Raw genomic sequence first — 17,647 nt, forward strand, 5'->3', positions numbered from 1 at the left:
TCACTAGAATAAATAACCAGATGTTATTAACCATAACCAGATTGAATTCCCGATTTGGGGATAACTAGCAAGGATCCGGGCATAAGTGGATCATTGTGTGAGTAAATTAGGGGCAAGATGTGTGGATCCACCGATAAATTACAAATTTATTGTGAATAACTTGGATCTTATTCACTGGATCTGTGATCAATTGCTGGTGATCTGACTTATCAACAGGTAAAATTAGCGGTCATTTCATATTACTTTAAATAGAGTGAGGGCACCGTGTCATCTTCGCTTTGGTTGCAGTGTTTGCAACAGCTTCAAGAAGAGTTACCAGCTACAGAATTCAGTATGTGGGTTCGTCCGTTACAAGCGGAACTCAATGACAATACTCTAACTCTATTTGCACCGAACCGTTTCGTACTCGATTGGGTTCGTGATAAGTATCTAAATAGCATTAACCGTCTGCTGCAAGAATATTGCGGTAACGATATCCCACATCTTCATTTTGAAGTGGGAAGCAAGCGTGTGATTGCACCAAAGCCTGCGACACCGACACCAACTCAGACTCGCACTGCAGCTGATGTGGCCGCTGAGTCATCAGCACCTGCGCAATTACAAGCTCGCAAACCTGTCCATAATATCTGGCGTGATGAAGAGCCTGTCGCGGTTGACTTGAATCACCGCTCAAACGTGAACCCAAAACATAAGTTCAATAACTTTGTTGAAGGTAAGTCGAACCAACTCGGTTTGGCTGCGGCACGTCAGGTTTCTGATAACCCAGGTACAGCCTACAACCCGTTGTTCCTATACGGCGGCACTGGTTTAGGTAAAACGCACTTGTTGCATGCGGTGGGTAACGCCATTGTTGATAATAAGCCGAATGCGAAAGTGGTTTACATGCACTCAGAGCGTTTTGTTCAGGATATGGTAAAGGCTCTGCAAAACAACGCGATCGAAGAATTTAAGCGCTACTACCGTAGTGTTGATGCATTGCTTATCGATGACATCCAATTCTTTGCTAATAAAGAGCGTTCTCAAGAAGAGTTCTTCCATACCTTTAACGCGCTGCTTGAAGGCAATCAACAGATCATCCTAACGTCTGACCGTTATCCAAAAGAGATCAACGGGGTAGAAGATCGTCTTAAATCTCGTTTCGGCTGGGGTTTGACGGTAGCGATTGAGCCACCAGAGCTTGAGACACGTGTTGCGATCTTGATGAAGAAAGCCGAAGACCACCAAATTCACCTTGCGGATGAAGTGGCGTTCTTTATTGCCAAGCGTCTACGCTCTAACGTTCGTGAACTGGAAGGCGCATTGAACCGTGTTATTGCGAATGCAAACTTCACTGGCCGCCCGATCACGATCGACTTCGTGCGTGAAGCACTGCGTGACCTACTTGCACTGCAAGAAAAACTGGTCACGATTGATAACATTCAAAAGACAGTAGCCGAGTACTACAAAATCAAAGTCGCTGATCTATTGTCTAAGCGTCGTTCTCGTTCTGTTGCTCGTCCACGTCAATTGGCGATGGCACTGGCGAAAGAGCTAACAAACCACAGCTTGCCTGAGATTGGCGATGCATTCGGTGGTCGTGACCACACGACGGTACTGCATGCTTGTCGTAAGATTGCTCAGCTGCGTGAAGAGAGCCACGACATTAAAGAAGATTATTCGAACTTGATTCGTACCCTTTCTTCTTAATACACAGTATTCTTAACCTTAATAAGCAGAATCTTGGCCACGTACTATTACGCAGTGCCATTTAGACCGTAAGAGCAAGATATGAAATTTACCATTGAACGTAGTCACCTGATTAAGCCATTACAACAAGTATCTGGCGCACTCGGTGGCAGGCCAACGCTTCCAATTCTAGGAAACCTACTGATTAAAGTAGAAGATAACGTGTTGTCGATGACAGCGACGGATCTAGAAGTTGAACTGATCAGCCGTGTAACGCTTGAAGGTGATTTCGAAGCGGGTAGCATTACCGTACCTTCACGTAAATTCCTAGATATCTGCCGTGGATTGCCAGATAACTCAGTGATCACTGTGGTATTGGATGGTGACCGTATTCAGGTTCGCTCTGGTCGTAGCCGCTTCTCTTTAGCAACATTACCTGCGGCAGATTTTCCAAATATTGAAGACTGGAGCAGTGAAGTTGAAGTGTCAGTGACACAAGCTGAACTTCGCGGTCTTATCGAGAAAACACAATTCTCAATGGCGAACCAAGATGTTCGTTACTACCTCAACGGTATGTTGTTTGAGATTGAAGGCTCTATCCTGCGCAGCGTAGCGACCGATGGTCACCGTATGGCAGTATCTCAAGCACAACTGGGTGCGGATTTTGCTCAGAAGCAGATCATTGTTCCTCGTAAAGGTGTTCAAGAGTTAGTGAAGCTATTGGATGCACCTGAACAGCCAGTAACACTGCAAATTGGTAACTCTAACGTGCGAGCTGAAGTGAACAACTATGTCTTCACTTCTAAGCTGGTTGATGGTCGTTTCCCTGATTATCGCCGCGTAATGCCGCAAAATACCACCAAGACACTTGAAGCTGGCTGTGATGAATTACGTTCAGCATTTTCTCGTGCTGCGATTCTATCGAATGAAAAATTCCGTGGTGTTCGCGTTAACCTTGCGGATAGCGAGATGCGCATTACCGCGAACAACCCAGAGCAAGAAGAAGCAGAAGAAGTACTCGATGTTAACTTCGACGGTGACGCGCTAGAGATTGGCTTCAACGTAAGCTACGTATTGGATGTTCTGAACACACTGCGTTGTGAACAGGTTCGCATCTCAATGTCAGACGCCAATGCGAGTGCTCTTATCGAGAACGCACAAGATGACAGCGCGATGTACGTTGTTATGCCAATTCGCTTATAAGCAGCCCTATGTTGACCTACCGAGTCGTGATTGAAGATTAATATGAAGACGTTATGCCTTTATCGCGCTTAATCGTTAAGCAGTTTAGAAATATTGAAGCCTGTGACATTCAACCGTCATCAGGCTTTAACTTTCTTATAGGGGCTAACGGAAGCGGCAAAACCAGTATCCTTGAAGCTGTGTATCTGCTCGGACATGGTCGCTCATTCAAGAGTTCACTTACCGGTCGTATCATACAAAACGAGTGTAGTGAGCTGTTTGTACATGGTCGTTTTATGACCTCGGATCAATTTGAGCTGCCAATTGGCATTAATAAGCAGCGCGATGGCACGACAGAGGTTAAAATAAGCGGTCAAACTGGGCAAAAGTTGGCTCAGTTAGCTCAAGTCTTACCTTTGCAGTTGATTCACCCTGAAGGGTTTGATTTACTAACCGATGGACCTAAGCATCGCCGAGCATTCATTGATTGGGGAGTCTTCCACAGTGAGTCGGGCTTTTATGATGCGTGGGGCAGGGTAAAGCGCCTCAATAAGCAGCGAAACGCCTTATTGAAAACGGCAACGCACTATCGAGAGCTGAGCTATTGGGACCAAGAATTGGCCCGTTTAGCAGAAAGCATCAGTCAGTGGCGTGCCACCTACGTTGATCAGCTCAAAGAAGTCGCCGAAGAAATCTGTGCGACCTTCCTTCCTGAGTTTGAGATAAAGATTAACTACTATCGTGGCTGGGACAAAGACACCCCGTACGCCGATATATTAGAAAAGAATTTTGAAAGGGATCAGCAGCTTGGTTACACCTTTAGTGGGCCAAACAAAGCGGATCTGAAGATAAAAGTGAACGGCACTCCAGTGGAAGATGTCTTGTCACGAGGTCAATTGAAGTTGATGGTGTGCGCGCTACGAGTAGCACAAGGGCAACACCTCACTCAAATGACAGGTAAGCAGTGCATCTATTTGATAGATGACTTCGCTTCCGAATTAGATAGCCAACGCCGAGCACGTCTTGCTGAGTGTTTAAAGGCGACCCAGGCTCAAGTTTTTGTAAGCTCTATTACCGCTGATCAGATTGCAGATATGCATGACGAAAATAGCAGGATGTTTCATGTGGAACATGGCAAAATAGAGCAAGGATAATTAGTCAGAGAGTAACTATGTCAGATAATTACGATTCATCGAGTATTAAAGTACTGAAGGGTCTGGATGCGGTACGTAAGCGTCCTGGAATGTACATTGGCGACACGGATGATGGTACCGGTCTGCACCACATGGTTTTTGAGGTGGTAGATAACTCTATTGATGAAGCGCTAGCTGGTCACTGTAATGACATCATTGTAACTATCCATGAAGATAGTTCTGTGTCTGTGAGCGATGACGGCCGTGGTATTCCAACAGAATTGCACCCAGAAGAAAACGTATCTGCAGCCGAAGTAATCATGACGGTTCTTCACGCTGGTGGTAAGTTCGATGATAACTCGTACAAGGTATCTGGTGGTCTGCACGGTGTTGGTGTTTCAGTAGTTAACGCACTTTCTAAGCAAGTTACTCTTACTATCCACCGCGGTGGCAAAATCCACACTCAAACCTACAGCCACGGTGAGCCTCAAGCGCCACTAGCGGTGATCGGTGACACGGATAAAACAGGTACAGAGATTCGTTTCTGGCCGAGTGAAGAAACCTTCACTAACATCGAGTTCCATTACGACATTTTAGCTAAGCGTCTACGTGAGCTATCATTCTTGAACTCAGGTGTATCAATTAAGCTAATTGACGAGCGCGAAGAAGACAAAATGGATCACTTCGAATACGAAGGCGGTATCCAAGCGTTTGTTGAACATCTTAATACTAACAAAACGCCAATCATCCAAAAAATCTTCCACTTTAACTCTGAGCGCGAAGACGGTATTACCGTTGAAGTTGCGATGCAGTGGAATGACGGCTACCAAGAAAACATCTACTGTTTCACCAACAACATCCCTCAACGCGATGGTGGTGCTCACTTAGCAGGTTTCCGTGCGGCGCTAACGCGTACTCTGAACAGCTTCATGGACAAGGAAGGCTTCTCTAAGAAAGCGAAGACTGCGACCTCTGGTGATGATGCTCGTGAAGGTCTGACGGCGATTGTTTCTGTTAAAGTGCCTGATCCTAAGTTCTCAAGCCAAACTAAAGATAAGCTGGTTTCTTCAGAAGTGAAGTCTGCCGTTGAATCTACAATGGGTGAGAAGTTGTCTGAGTTCCTTATTGAGAACCCAGGTGAAGCGAAAACAGTTTGTTCTAAAATTATTGATGCAGCACGTGCTCGTGATGCAGCGCGTAAAGCTCGTGAAATGACTCGTCGTAAAGGCGCATTAGATTTAGCGGGTCTTCCTGGTAAGCTTGCTGACTGTCAGGAAAAAGATCCTGCACTGTCTGAACTATATATTGTGGAAGGAGACTCTGCTGGCGGTTCAGCTAAGCAGGGGCGTAACCGTAAGAACCAAGCAATCCTACCGCTGAAAGGTAAAATCCTTAACGTAGAGAAAGCACGTTTCGATAAAATGCTGTCTTCTCAAGAAGTAGCAACGCTAATCACCGCTCTTGGTTGTGGTATTGGTCGTGACGAATACAACCCAGATAAACTGCGTTACCACAACATCATCATCATGACCGATGCCGATGTCGATGGTTCTCACATCCGTACCCTGCTACTGACGTTCTTCTACCGTCAAATGCCAGAGCTGATTGAACGTGGCTACATCTACATTGCTCAACCGCCACTTTACAAAGTGAAGAAAGGTAAGCAAGAGCAGTACATTAAAGATGAAGATGCGATGAACCAGTATCAAGTATCTTTGGCTTTAGACAACGCAGAACTGCACGTAAACCCTGAAGCGCCAGCATTTGCAGGTGAAGGTTTAGAGAAGCTTGTTCAGCAATACAATGCAGGCATCAAGCTTGTTGATCGTATGAGCCGCCGTTACCCACGCGCATTGGTTCACGAACTGATTTACGTTCCTCGTCTAACGGCCGAGCAGTGTCATGATGACGCGGCAGTTGAAGCTTGGGGTAAGCAGCTTGTTGAACAGCTAAACGCGAAAGAAGTAGGTGCAAGCCAATACAGCCTTGAAGTTGAAAAACACGAAGAGCTAGGCTTAAGCGTTCCTAAGATTGTGGTTCGTACTCATGGTGTGACTCATGAACACCTACTAAGCATCGATCTTATTAACTCTAAAGAGTTTGGTAAGCTAGCGGATCTTTCTGAAGCTCTTGATGGCTTGATTGAAGAAGGCGCTTACATTAAGCGTGGTGAGCGTACTCAAGAAGTTTCTAGCTTCGTTGATGCTCTGAACTGGTTAGTGAAAGAGTCTCGTCGTGGTCTAAGCCTACAGCGATACAAAGGTCTAGGTGAGATGAACCCTGATCAACTTTGGGAAACCACGATGGATCCTGAAACTCGCCGTATGATGCAAGTAACAATTGAAGACGCTGTTGGTGCTGATTTGTTGTTTACGACGCTAATGGGTGACCAAGTTGAACCTCGTCGTAACTTCATCGAAGAGAATGCACTGAAAGTAGCAAACCTAGACGTTTAGTCTCTTTGATACTTCGCTCTTTGGCTTAATTTCTGTGTCAGAGGTGCTCACATACATTCGTATGCTCCGCGCCTCTTCCTTGAACTAAAGCCAAATAGCTTCGTCTCAAAAAACTAAAATCATTTTAAAGCACTATCCTTTGGATGGTGCTTTTTTATGTTTGTAAGATATTGAAAAATATTGAGTTGCAAAAATAATTGAAAATAACCCCTTGAAACTATTTTGCTCAATCCATATATCTATTTGTGAAGAGGATGACTGTCTTGCTCTACAAGAGAAGAAACAGAACCTTCATTACCGCTAACGAAGTATCGCTCAATAGAGGATAACTTTGGCAGCACACAACTTAAAAATTGATTCATTGCCATGTCCCAGCGTTGTCGCCAATAGAGGTGAAACCCGAGGAATGCGAATTGAATCTCTTAGCTGTTTACTGGGTCACACACAGGTTAGATCCAAGTAAAATTCGCAGCTAAGACTATTGCTTACTAAAAGGATAGCATTATGAGAACTGTAGATTTCACTCCACTTTACCGCAACGCAATCGGCTTCGATCGTCTATTCAACATGATGGAAGCGAATACATCGAAGAACTCTTCTGGCGGTTACCCTCCATACAACATCGAGCAAAAAGACGAGAACAACTACCGTATTACTATGGCGGTCGCTGGTTTTGCTGATGACCAATTAGATCTGACTCAGAAAGAGAACATGCTAATTGTGAAAGGTGAGCGTAAAGCAGAAGCAGAGAAAACCTTCGTATACCAAGGTATCGCAGAGCGCGATTTCGAGCGTAAATTCCAACTGGCTGACTACGTAAAAGTGGTAGGTGCAAGCATGGAAAATGGTCTTCTTCACATCGACCTCGAACGCGAAATCCCAGAAGCGATGCAACCACGTAAGATTGCTATTAATGGTAATAGTCTACTAGAAGGCTAATACCCGTCATACTTGAAGCTACAGCGTTGTTGACGTCGTAAATCCCCCCTAATCACATAGGTTCCCTATGCTCATAGGGCTGAATTTTCTAGTCGCCTAGCTGAACCCTCAATTATTTAGGGTATTCAAGTGACAAACATCATCGGGAAGTAAAAGTGAAAGAGCACCTAATGAGGTGCTCTTTTTGTATTTGGTCTACGGTAAGCTAAAAGCCCTGATTACTACTCTGAGTAAGCCTTTTTCACTTCTTCAGCAATGATAGCAATACCTTTCTGCATCGCTTCATCGTCTTGTACGTAGTTCATACGCAAGCACTGGTGAGCATGATCCCACTCGTCTTCTTGGCCGATAAAGAAGTATTCACCCGGAACAATCAATACGCCGCGAGCTTTAAGGCGGTCGTACAGTTCCATTGTGGTGATCGGCAGCTCATCAAACCATAGCCATAAGAAGATAGCGCCTTCAGGCTTGTGAATACGGAAGCGAGGGTCGTCGATAGCGTCTTGTAACAGTTCAACTGCACGTAGTGACTTATCTTTATAGAAAGGTTTGATCACCTCGCTGCTTAAGCGCAGTAAATCGCCTTTTTCAATCATGTGATTGGCAATTGCAGGGCCGACGCTGTTTGGCGCTAAGCTGATGATGCCATTCATGTTGGTCAATGCTTGTGTTACTTCTTCACTCGCAATCACGATACCGCAACGCACACCCGGCAAACCAAGCTTAGAAAGGCTCATGCACAGAATCGTATTTTCATTCCAGAACGGTTCGACATCTTCAAAGATGATGTTTGGAAACGGCAGGCCGTAAGCATTGTCGATCAGCAGTGGGATGTTGTTTTCACGCGCCAGTGTATCCAATTTACGTACTTCTTCGTCGGTCAGTACGTTACCTGTTGGGTTAGTTGGACGAGATGCACAGATAGCGGCAACCGAGTCATCAACCTTAAGCTTTTCAAAATCAACATGGTATTTGAACTGGCGGTTTTCTAGCAACTCGATCTCTGGGTGGTAAGAGATAAAGATATCGTCATCAATACCCGCGTCGCCGTAGCCGATGTATTCCGGTGCGATCGGCAGTAGGATTTTCTTATGTGAACCGTCAGGCTGTTGGCCTGCTAGCAGGTTGAACAGGTAGAAGAAGCCACTTTGACTGCCATTAGTCAGGCTGATGTTCTTCTCGCTGATATCCCAGCCATAGGTCTCTTTCAGCATTGCCGCTAACGATTTGATGAAGCTGTCTTTACCCTGCGGACCATCGTAGTTGGCGAGGGCGGCGATGAGTTCTCCACTGGCGAGCATGTCGGCACTGGCTTGGTTAAAGTAATCGAGCATGGCAGGGATAGCGGCTGGGTTGCCACCACCGAGCATGATAGCGCCAGGAGTGCGCAGGCCATCATTCAAATCATCCATTAAACGAGTGATTCCAGAGTATCGATTAAACTTTTCGCCAAACTTAGAGAACTGCATTACTAATTTTACCTAATTCATTGTGATTGCTTGTTACGTGTCATTAAGGCAGACCTTATGTCTGCCATCAGTGTATTCCTTGAACATACCGCAATGTTTTTGCGACGCATAGCGCCAAATGCTCTAACACGTAAAAAACTTCTATAAAGTTTGGTTAATGAGTGACAGCTTGCTTATTGAACGTACCTTTAGCGATAAAAAAAGGAGAAGCCTAAGCTTCCCCTTTAGTTTCTGGTGTTTATGTTAATGAAGGTTTAGTTCGAACCGGTATAAACAACCAACACCTTGTCATCTTGGTATTGGCGTTCGAAGGCGTAATAACCCTTGCTGTTACGGATGATGTGCTTACCTTGCGCGACAGCTGGGTGGCGTTGGCGGAATTGGCCAAGCGCTTGCCAATGTTCTAGCAACTCTGCACGTTCGCCGGAGATTTGATCCCAAGGCATGTCTGAACGGGTGCCTTGCATTGGATCGGAACCTGTTGGGCCAAAGTTACGGGCTATTTCATCACCGTAATAGATCTGTACCGCGCCCGGAGCAAGCATTAATGCATTCGCGGCTTTGGTCTGCTTGGCAAAGTCGCTGCCGTGCTGTGTCCAGAATAGTGAGGTGTCGTGAGACGAGAGATAACTCAACACATTGAACTCGCTGTCACTGTTGATCTTGTCTGCGTAGCGAAGGTAATCAGCATCAAGATCGGATAGACACTTCAGCGCCTTAGGGGCGATGTCGCTCTGGAATTCAAAGTTGATGATCGAATCAAAGCCGTTAGCAAAGTAATCTGATTTGACTACGCTGTGTGCCCACACTTCGCCAGTCATCCAGAAAGGTAAATCATCTAAGGCTTTGTCTGGGTTGCTCTGTTTCCACTCAGCTAGTGCTTGGTTAGTGCTCTCTTTAAGCTCTGCCCAGGCGTCCAGTTCAACGTGCTTGGCAGTATCGACCCTAAATCCATCAACACCATATTCGCGCACCCAGTCAGACAACCAAGTGATCAGATGTTCACGAGGTGTTTTGAGTTCATCAGTCGCGCTGGTGGATTTGTTGCGATAGAAGTTAGGAAGCCCGGTTGTCTCTGTCGATTCTGTTTTGAAATCGGGCAAGTGCGCCAAAGACATGGTGAGGTTGTTGTATCCAGGAGAGTCATAGGCGCCGATATCGCTGCGTAGCCAAGCTTTGCCCCACCACTTTTCCCACGCTTCTTTGTCGCTGTAAGAGATGTAGTTGTTGAAGTAGTGCCAGTTCTGGCCTTTAGCGGGTTGCCAGTCTGTCCAGTTTTCGCCAAGTGTTTGTTTGGCTTCTTCATCAGTTAGGTTGAGCTTACCAAAGTCGAACTCTTGCATGTCGGCAAGCGTCGCGTATCCCGTGTGGTTCATTACCACATCCCAAACAACACGAATGCCTTTGCTATGCGCGGTATCGATGAAGGTTTTTAGCTCGTCTTCGGTGCCCATGTTGTCATCGAGCTTGGTCCAATCTTGATGGTAGTAGCCGTGGTAGCCGTAGTGTTTGAAGTCACCTCGATCACCGCCGCCAACCCAGCCGTGGATTTGCTCTAACGGAGACGTTATCCAGATAGCATTAGCACCGAGTGATTCTATGTAATCGAGTTTTTCGGTTAAGCCTGCCAAGTCACCACCGTGGAAGGTGCCGATTTCGTCTTGTCCATCTTGGCTGCGACCGTAACTGTTGTCGTTATCAGGATTACCATTGTGGAAACGGTCAGTCATTACGAAGTAAACCGTGGCGTTATCCCAACTAAAGTCAGCTTTGGTTTCTGGTTCTACTTTCTCAAGCAGCAGAACACCTTGGCTATTTTCTGCTGGCTGCATGGTGACGCTGCCATTCGTTACTGTGACTTGTTTGCCTGAAAGAGCGTCTCTAACCACGGTGCCATCATCAAAGGTTTGAGCAACGTCGATGATGGTTGGTTCGTCACTAGGAACCGGACAAGCAAAGCTTTGTACTTGTTGTTGCTTCGGCTTTATCTGAACGGTCAGTTCATTGGTTTGTGGGTTGAGCATAAACTGATAGGTGTTAGCGCGAAAGATCTTGATATCTAATTCAGACTTCTCGGCGCAGTCGTCTAGGCGAAGGGGTTTATTGAATTTGATGCGGTTTTCTTCAGCCAGCGCATAGTTGGTGCCACAGGTATTTTGAGTATCGCTGATAGAGAAGGTATAGCTACCTTTCGCGAGTTCCTGTTCTGCAATCACGGTGCCTTTACCGGATGATTCGAATACGACAGTGTCGTTATCAATTGTCAGTAATAGGTTGTTGTCACTGGTTTGGCTGCATGCGCTGAGTGCGAGTATTGAAAGCGCGAGTACTGTTTTTTTCATTGTTCCCTTCCCCTGAATAAACAGGTCAGTTATAGCAAACAATGCCCTCTACAGTCTGAGTGCTGTTTCATTCAGTTAATCAATAAGACCTCTACAAACAAATGCTTGGTTCACAAAAACAAAAAGGGAAGCTTTCGCTTCCCTTTGGGTGTTTACCGTTAATTACTCAGAGTATGACTTAGAGTAATTGTCTCACTTGTGCTTATTTTTGCAGTAGAGAGATGTCAGCAATCTGTAGGAACAGGTTACGTAGGTTGTTCAGTAGCGTTAGACGGTTCTTCTTAAGCGCTTCGTCATCAGCCATCACCATTACGTTATCGAAGAATGCATCAACTGGTTCACGTAGATCAGCAAGCTTGCTTAGGGCTTCTTGGTAGTTACCTGTTGCGAATGCTGGTTCTAGTGCTTCCGTCATTACTTCAACGTTTTCAGCCAGTGCTTTCTCTGCGTCTTCTTGAAGAAGCGTTAGGTCGATTTCAGCTGGTAGCTCGCCATCGAATTTCGCAAGGATATTACCTACACGCTTGTTCGCTGCTGCTAGTGCTTCTGCTGCTTCCAGTTCACGGAAGTGAGAAACCGCTTTAACACGTTGGTCAAAGTCAGCAGGCTTAGTTGGACGACGTGCTAGTACCGCTTGGATGATATCAACGCTGAAACCAGCATCTTGGTACCATGCGCGGAAACGACCTAGCATGAAGTCGATAACGTCAGCTTCTACGTTTTTGTTAGTCAGCTTGTCGCCTAGTAGCTCTTTCGCTTTGCCGATCAGATCGGTTAGGTCTAGGTTGTAGCCGTTTTCAACGATGATACGTAGCACACCTAGAGACGCACGACGAAGTGCAAATGGGTCAGAACCTTTTGGTGCTTGGCCAATACCGAAGATACCTACGATAGTGTCTAGCTTGTCTGCCATTGCTACTGCTGAAGAGATACCCGTGCTTGGTAGATCGTCACCCGCGAAACGAGGCATGTATTGCTCGTAAAGTGCCAGTGCAACTTGCTCGTCTTCACCGTCGTGCGTCGCGTAGTGCATGCCCATCACACCTTGAGTATCCGTAAATTCGAATACCATAGAGGTCATTAGGTCACACTTAGCCAGTAGGCCTGCGCGCTTAGACTTCTCAACGTCAGCATCGATTTGCTCAGCGATGTAGCCAGCAAGTTCTGTGATGCGGTCTGTTTTATCTTTGATAGTACCCAGCTGCTTCTGGAAGATAGCTTGGTCTAACTCAGCAAGACGGTCGATCAGCGGGCGCTTACGGTCTGTGTTGAAGAAGAATTCAGCATCAGCAAGACGTGGACGTACAACTTTCTCGTTACCTTCGATAACGTGACGAGGCTCTTTAGACTCGATGTTTGATACGAAGATAAAGTTAGGAAGTAGCTTCTTGTTTTCATCGTAAACAGGGAAGTACTTTTGGTCACCTTTCATGGTGTAAACCAAAGCTTCAGAAGGTACTTTTAGGAACTCTTCTTCAAACTTCGCTGTCAGTACTACTGGCCATTCAACCAGAGACGTTACTTCTTCAACAAGGTCATCTTCTAGGTCAGCTTTACCGCCAACCGCTGCTGCCGCTTTTTGAGAGTCAGCAAGGATGATTGCTTTACGCGCTTCGTAATCCGCCATTACTTTACCGCGCTCTTCTAGGATCGCAGGGTATTGGTCAGCAGAATGGATTGTGAACTCTTGTTCGCCCATGAAACGGTGGCCACGGATAGTACGAGCAGATGCTACGCCTAGGATTTCGCCTTCAACAAGCTCATCACCTAGTAGTACTGTCAGTGTTTTCACTGGACGGATAAATTGAATGTCTGAGTTACCCCAGCGCATTGCTTTAGGGATTGGTAGGCCAGCTAGTGCTTTCGCAGCGATGTCCATCACCAATTCTTGAACAGGTTTGCCAGCCACTTCTTGTTTGAAAAGAAGCCACTCGCCTTTGTCTGTTTTCAGACGGTCAGCTTGCTCAACAGTAATACCGTTACCACGAGCCCAACCTTGTGCCGCTTTAGTCGCGTTGCCTTCTGCATCGAATGCTACAGAAACAGCAGGACCACGTTTCTCAACCACTTTGTCTGCTTGGCCTTCAGCCAGTGCTGTTACTTTAAGTGCTAGACGACGAGGTGCTGCGTACCACTTGATGCCTTCGTGAGAAAGCTCAGCCGTTTTAAGACCTGCTTCAAAGTTAGAAGCAAAGGCTTCTGCTAGAGAACGAAGTGCTGTTGGTGGAAGCTCTTCCGTACCCAGTTCAATTAGAAAATTCTTCGCCATGATTATTTGTCCTTCTTACACATTGGGAAGCCAAGCGCTTCACGTGACGCGTAGTACGCCTCAGCAACTGATTTAGTCAGGTTGCGGATACGAAGGATGTAACGTTGACGCTCTGTTACAGAGATAGCTTTGCGCGCATCAAGGATGTTAAATGCGTGACCTGCTTTTAGAATGCGCTCGTAAGCTGGAAGCGGCAGTGGCTTCTCAAGCTCAAGTAGTTCTTTACACTCTTTCTCGCACTGATCGAAGAAAGTGAATAGGAAATCTACGTCTGCGTGCTCGAAGTTGTATGTTGATTGCTCAACTTCGTTTTGGTGGAAGATGTCACCGTAAGTCACGTTAGAACCGTCTGGTGCTACGTTCCATACTAGGTCGTAAACAGAATCTACTTCCTGGATGTACATTGCTAGACGCTCGATACCGTAAGTGATCTCACCTGTTACAGGTTTACACTCAAGGCCGCCAACCTGTTGGAAGTAAGTAAACTGTGTTACTTCCATGCCGTTTAGCCATACTTCCCAACCAAGGCCCCATGCGCCTAGTGTTGGGTTTTCCCAGTTATCTTCAACGAAGCGAATGTCGTGAACAAGTGGGTCAACACCAAGAACCTCTAGGGAGCCTAGGTACAACTCTTGGATATTGTCTGGCGATGGTTTTAGCGCTACTTGGAATTGGTAGTAGTGCTGCAGACGGTTCGGGTTTTCACCGTAACGGCCATCGGTCGGACGACGAGAAGGTTGAACGTAAGCTGTAGACATTGGCTCTGGGCCAAGTGCTCGTAGACATGTCATTGGGTGAGAGGTGCCTGCACCTACTTCCATATCTAGAGGTTGAACAATGGTACAACCGTTTTGAGCCCAGTAATCCTGCAGCGCGAGGATCATTCCCTGGAAGGTTTTGATATCGTATTTTTGCATAGTCAGGTTCGCGCGATTCTTTTAAATGAATGAGAAAAATAACCTCTGAGTATACCGAGATATTCGTAAAGCGAGTAGGGGTAATCTTGTTTAATTAGTGGTCTAAAATGTCGTTTAGTGGATTTTTGTGCCTTTAATGTTTGTTTTTCGGCACAAGTGGATATTTTGATAACTTTGACACTTGTGTTTGAAAGCATGGGCTATTAAAATCTCGCGGTCTTTGGGGAGTAGCTTACTTATTCATATCCTATTGAATGAGTTCGTTCGTCAACATAATTGATGCAAAATCATCATGGCGTTCGAGGCAACCACCACCTTGGTGGTGCTTAGCAAGACCATAGACAAGCATCGTGAACCGGGATGGGGCGCGAGGTTTGTCTTTGGTTAAATATAATAATCCCCATCCCAAATGAGCATGTCGTGAGCGTTTTAGCAATTTCAATTACAACTGTCGCCTTAGCCGAGATCGGTGATAAGACTCAGTTGCTATCTCTTTTATTAGCCAGTCGATATCGCAAGCCGATACCTATCATCGCAGCTATCTTCTTTGCCACCATTGCCAATCATGCCCTTGCAGCATGGCTCGGGGTCGTGGTTGCTGATTATCTTTCACCTGAAGTATTAAAGTGGGTGCTGGTGGTCAGTTTCATTGCGATGGCTGGCTGGATTTTGATTCCCGATAAGTTAGATGACGATGAACAGATCTCAAACCGAGGACCGTTTGTCGCCAGTTTTATCGCTTTCTTTATTGCTGAGATCGGCGATAAAACCCAAATTGCGACCTCTATCCTAGGGGCTCAATATGCGGATGCATTAGCGTGGGTGATTCTGGGTACAACCATTGGTATGTTGCTGGCAAATGTGCCTGTGGTGATCATCGGTAAGCTGTCTGCTGATAAGATGCCTCTTGATCTGATTCGTAAGATCACAGCCTTGCTATTCGTGGGTTTAGCTATCGCTGCTGCGTTTTACTCGTAAGTGTTTTGAGTCTTATTATACTCAATCAGTAGAGTAATGTGTTGTAGGTCATACTCTTACAGTATTGTGGGGTTTATCGAGCGAATGGACATATAACTGTCATACTTGTCATGATATTTTAATCTTGTGAGTTAAGAACACGAGGGCATGATTATGTTGACGCGTTATATGGGTATTACTCCACAAAGCCAAAGTTATCTATTTACTTTTGGTCTTGCACTTACACTGTTAGGCATGGTGTTGACGGACATGTGGCTGCCAATGGTCGCGGGTGCCATCATCATGACTGCACTTGCGGTAGAGGCTTGGATTCGGGTCGCGCATATTATTCCGATGCGCAAAGATATCCGAGAAATTCAGCATCAGCTGGAGCATCTGCAAAACAAATCTAGAAGCGAATAAACAAAAAGCCGCTCGTACTCTGAGTTCTGTTTAAGAACATAAGGTACGAGCGGCTTTTTTGATACTTGATAGTCGGTGGGGCGTTACGCCTCCAATCCCTTTCTGATCAAATACTGGTAAGGCAACGTTTCTGTTGCTTGGCCTACCAACTGGTGATCCATGAATCGACAAAAGCTCGGAATATCTCGAGTTGTCGAAGGATCGTCAGCTTTTACCAGTAACACATCGCCATCCTGCATGTTTCTAATTGTCTTCCTGACCATCATTACTGGTTCCGGGCAACGCAGGCCTTCAGCTTCTAAAGTATGGGTTGCCAGTTCAGGTTTGAATGTCATGGTTTGTATCTCTATATCTATCTAACGAGTGAATAATACGTCTGCAGAAAAAATATGCAATAAGTGCTTGGCAAACAGAATCATTTCCTATAACTTAGTTAACAAGTTGATAACAACTTGAAGCAAAGGCAACTAGCTAAGGAGTGGCGATGTTGACAGGATTAGATAGATTAACAATTTATTCGGTTCTCTGTTTTATTTCTTTTTGTGCGTTAGTACTACGCTCATCGACAGAGACCTCACTGATGCCTATTTTTGGCATAGTAGCAACGATTATTGGTATTTGGGTAGAGATGCGCCGTTGGCAAGGCATAGCCGAAGAGCAAGAGCACTAACCCGAATACAGCAAGCGAATTCCGATACGACAACATTCCGACACTATCCCCAAATTTTCTTGGGCTTCCCCGCGTAATTGCGGGATTTTTTTTATCTAAAGCATGCTATAAACAACTTAGTGACTAATGGCAATCGTATACAGCTAGGTAAGTGGCGTGGAATTAGAAGACATCTATCGTAGAGACCTTAATTTATTGGTCGCTTTAAAGGTATTGATTGAAGAGGGCAGCGTAAGCCAGGCCGCGCTTCGTCTTAACTTAAGCCAATCCGCAACCAGTCGAGTATTAGGGCGTTTAAGAGAATTACTAAACGATCCGTTGTTTACACGTCAAGGTCAGCACCTTATTCCTACCAAGAAAGCACTCGAGATCAGTCAGCGTATTGATCAGCCTTTGGAGTCTTTTCGCCAATTGCTGAGTCCGAGTGACTTTGACCCTTACTATTGCAGCGAACGTTTTCTGATCGCTACCACCGATTATGCGATGCAAACCATCTTGCCTTATGCGTTGCCTAAGATTTATGAACAAGCACCCAATATCTCTTTGGAGTTTGCTCCGTTGCAGCATGAGCATTTGTTTAAACAGCTCAGCACCGAACGCGTTGATATGGCGATCTGTCGTCCGAGTGGCAGCATTGCACCACTTCATCAAGAAGTCTTGGGGCCGGTTGGTGTATCGTGTCTGTTATCTAAAAACCATCCATTAGCCGATCAACCTTTAAGCCTTGAAGACTATGTTTCACTCCCACATGCGATGATTGCGATCAGTGATGGTGTTAAGGCTTTATTGGACAACGCTTTAGCTAATCAACAACCCAGAAAAATGGTACTGCGTGCTTATCACCTTGAAGCGGCATTGGCGATTGTCGATAGAATGCCGTTGGTGATTACTGTGCCTGCTGATTTGGCTTATTTGGTAGCAGAGCGTTATGACTTGGTTGTTAAGCCATTACCATTTGAATTTATGCCGTTTGATTACTCACTGATCTGGCACTCGCGTTGCGATTCTTCTGCTTCACAACAATGGTTAAGAAGAGTGGTAAAAGAAGAGTGTGGTGAGTTGATTCAAAAACGGATTGCGGATGTCGGTTTGGGTTAACCGGATCTGAGTCTGAGTTCACTTGACCCGAATGACAAAAACGCAAAAGGGCTGATAAAAATCAGCCCTTTGTTGTTGTGCGCCGAGCATGGCGTTGATCTAGGAGGTGAAAGTCCTCTACGGGCTC

15 protein-coding genes and 1 riboswitch are annotated in these 17,647 nt (G+C 45.7%); of the genes, 9 read left to right on the forward strand and 6 right to left on the reverse strand.

Features of this window, described 5'->3' with window-relative positions; all coding sequences use genetic code 11:
* The first annotated feature begins 264 nt into the window (after positions 1-264).
* The 4 genes from dnaA to gyrB all read left to right on the forward strand — a co-directional run bounded on the left by dnaA (position 265) and on the right by gyrB (position 6,436).
* Positions 265-1,686, forward strand: a complete 1,422-nt coding sequence (gene dnaA / locus AB6E30_RS13310; RefSeq protein ID WP_017058808.1) for a chromosomal replication initiator protein DnaA — start codon at positions 265-267, stop codon at positions 1,684-1,686.
* Positions 1,687-1,767: 81 nt separating this feature from the next.
* On the forward strand, positions 1,768-2,868 hold the full coding sequence (gene dnaN, locus AB6E30_RS13315; protein ID WP_017058809.1) for a DNA polymerase III subunit beta: 1,101 nt from the start codon (positions 1,768-1,770) through the stop codon (positions 2,866-2,868).
* A gap of 53 nt (positions 2,869-2,921) precedes the next feature.
* On the forward strand, positions 2,922-4,001 hold the full coding sequence (recF, locus tag AB6E30_RS13320; protein ID WP_372103880.1) for a DNA replication/repair protein RecF: 1,080 nt from the start codon (positions 2,922-2,924) through the stop codon (positions 3,999-4,001).
* Positions 4,002-4,018: 17 nt separating this feature from the next.
* Entirely contained in the window at positions 4,019-6,436 is a 2,418-nt protein-coding gene (gyrB, locus tag AB6E30_RS13325; protein WP_017058811.1) for a DNA topoisomerase (ATP-hydrolyzing) subunit B, read from the forward strand.
* 239 nt (positions 6,437-6,675) lie between these two features.
* Here the strand turns inward: gyrB and AB6E30_RS13330 are convergent, their stop codons facing one another.
* Positions 6,676-6,798 carry a hypothetical protein gene (locus tag AB6E30_RS13330; protein ID WP_267869012.1) on the reverse strand — a complete coding sequence of 41 codons (123 nt, stop codon included), beginning with the start codon at positions 6,796-6,798 and terminating at the stop codon, positions 6,676-6,678.
* Positions 6,799-6,940: 142 nt separating this feature from the next.
* Here AB6E30_RS13330 and AB6E30_RS13335 point away from each other — a divergent pair, with 142 nt between their 5' ends.
* Entirely contained in the window at positions 6,941-7,375 is a 435-nt protein-coding gene (locus AB6E30_RS13335; RefSeq protein ID WP_009848140.1) for an Hsp20 family protein, read from the forward strand.
* A gap of 221 nt (positions 7,376-7,596) precedes the next feature.
* On the opposite strand, the gene AB6E30_RS13340 is transcribed toward AB6E30_RS13335, so the two are convergent.
* From AB6E30_RS13340 to glyQ, 4 genes are all read right to left on the reverse strand, one after another.
* Positions 7,597-8,844: a valine--pyruvate transaminase gene (locus AB6E30_RS13340; protein WP_372103883.1), complete on the reverse strand. Its 1,248-nt coding sequence runs from the start codon at positions 8,842-8,844 to the stop codon at positions 7,597-7,599.
* 254 nt (positions 8,845-9,098) lie between these two features.
* Positions 9,099-11,186, reverse strand: coding sequence for an alpha-amylase (locus AB6E30_RS13345; protein ID WP_372103885.1), 2,088 nt, complete (start codon positions 11,184-11,186; stop codon positions 9,099-9,101).
* Between the two features lie 202 nt (positions 11,187-11,388).
* A complete protein-coding gene (glyS, locus tag AB6E30_RS13350) occupies positions 11,389-13,455 on the reverse strand; it encodes a glycine--tRNA ligase subunit beta (RefSeq protein WP_372103888.1) in 2,067 nt (688 codons plus the stop codon).
* A 2-nt stretch (positions 13,456-13,457) separates the two neighbouring features.
* Complete coding sequence (gene glyQ, locus AB6E30_RS13355) at positions 13,458-14,372, reverse strand: glycine--tRNA ligase subunit alpha (protein ID WP_017632669.1); 915 nt, start codon at positions 14,370-14,372, stop codon at positions 13,458-13,460.
* Positions 14,373-14,582: 210 nt separating this feature from the next.
* Positions 14,583-14,699, forward strand: a riboswitch (yybP-ykoY riboswitch).
* A gap of 93 nt (positions 14,700-14,792) precedes the next feature.
* On the opposite strand from glyQ, the gene AB6E30_RS13360 reads away from it, so the two are divergent.
* Positions 14,793-15,350: a TMEM165/GDT1 family protein gene (locus AB6E30_RS13360; protein ID WP_004739245.1), complete on the forward strand. Its 558-nt coding sequence runs from the start codon at positions 14,793-14,795 to the stop codon at positions 15,348-15,350.
* A gap of 147 nt (positions 15,351-15,497) precedes the next feature.
* The gene (locus AB6E30_RS13365) at positions 15,498-15,752 is read left to right on the forward strand and encodes a hypothetical protein (RefSeq protein WP_017058818.1); all 255 of its coding nucleotides are present in this window, start codon (positions 15,498-15,500) and stop codon (positions 15,750-15,752) included.
* An 83-nt stretch (positions 15,753-15,835) separates the two neighbouring features.
* On the opposite strand, the gene tusA is transcribed toward AB6E30_RS13365, so the two are convergent.
* Positions 15,836-16,087: a sulfurtransferase TusA gene (gene tusA / locus AB6E30_RS13370; protein ID WP_004736675.1), complete on the reverse strand. Its 252-nt coding sequence runs from the start codon at positions 16,085-16,087 to the stop codon at positions 15,836-15,838.
* A gap of 149 nt (positions 16,088-16,236) precedes the next feature.
* On the opposite strand from tusA, the gene AB6E30_RS13375 reads away from it, so the two are divergent.
* Both AB6E30_RS13375 and AB6E30_RS13380 read left to right on the forward strand, forming a co-directional pair.
* Positions 16,237-16,422, forward strand: coding sequence for a hypothetical protein (locus AB6E30_RS13375; protein WP_004736674.1), 186 nt, complete (start codon positions 16,237-16,239; stop codon positions 16,420-16,422).
* Positions 16,423-16,578: 156 nt separating this feature from the next.
* The gene (locus AB6E30_RS13380) at positions 16,579-17,520 is read left to right on the forward strand and encodes a LysR family transcriptional regulator (protein ID WP_004736673.1); all 942 of its coding nucleotides are present in this window, start codon (positions 16,579-16,581) and stop codon (positions 17,518-17,520) included.
* Positions 17,521-17,647: the final 127 nt, after the last annotated feature.

Source organism: Vibrio sp. 10N.247.311.12 (genome assembly GCF_041467515.1).
Lineage (GTDB): Bacteria > Pseudomonadota > Gammaproteobacteria > Enterobacterales > Vibrionaceae > Vibrio > Vibrio crassostreae_C.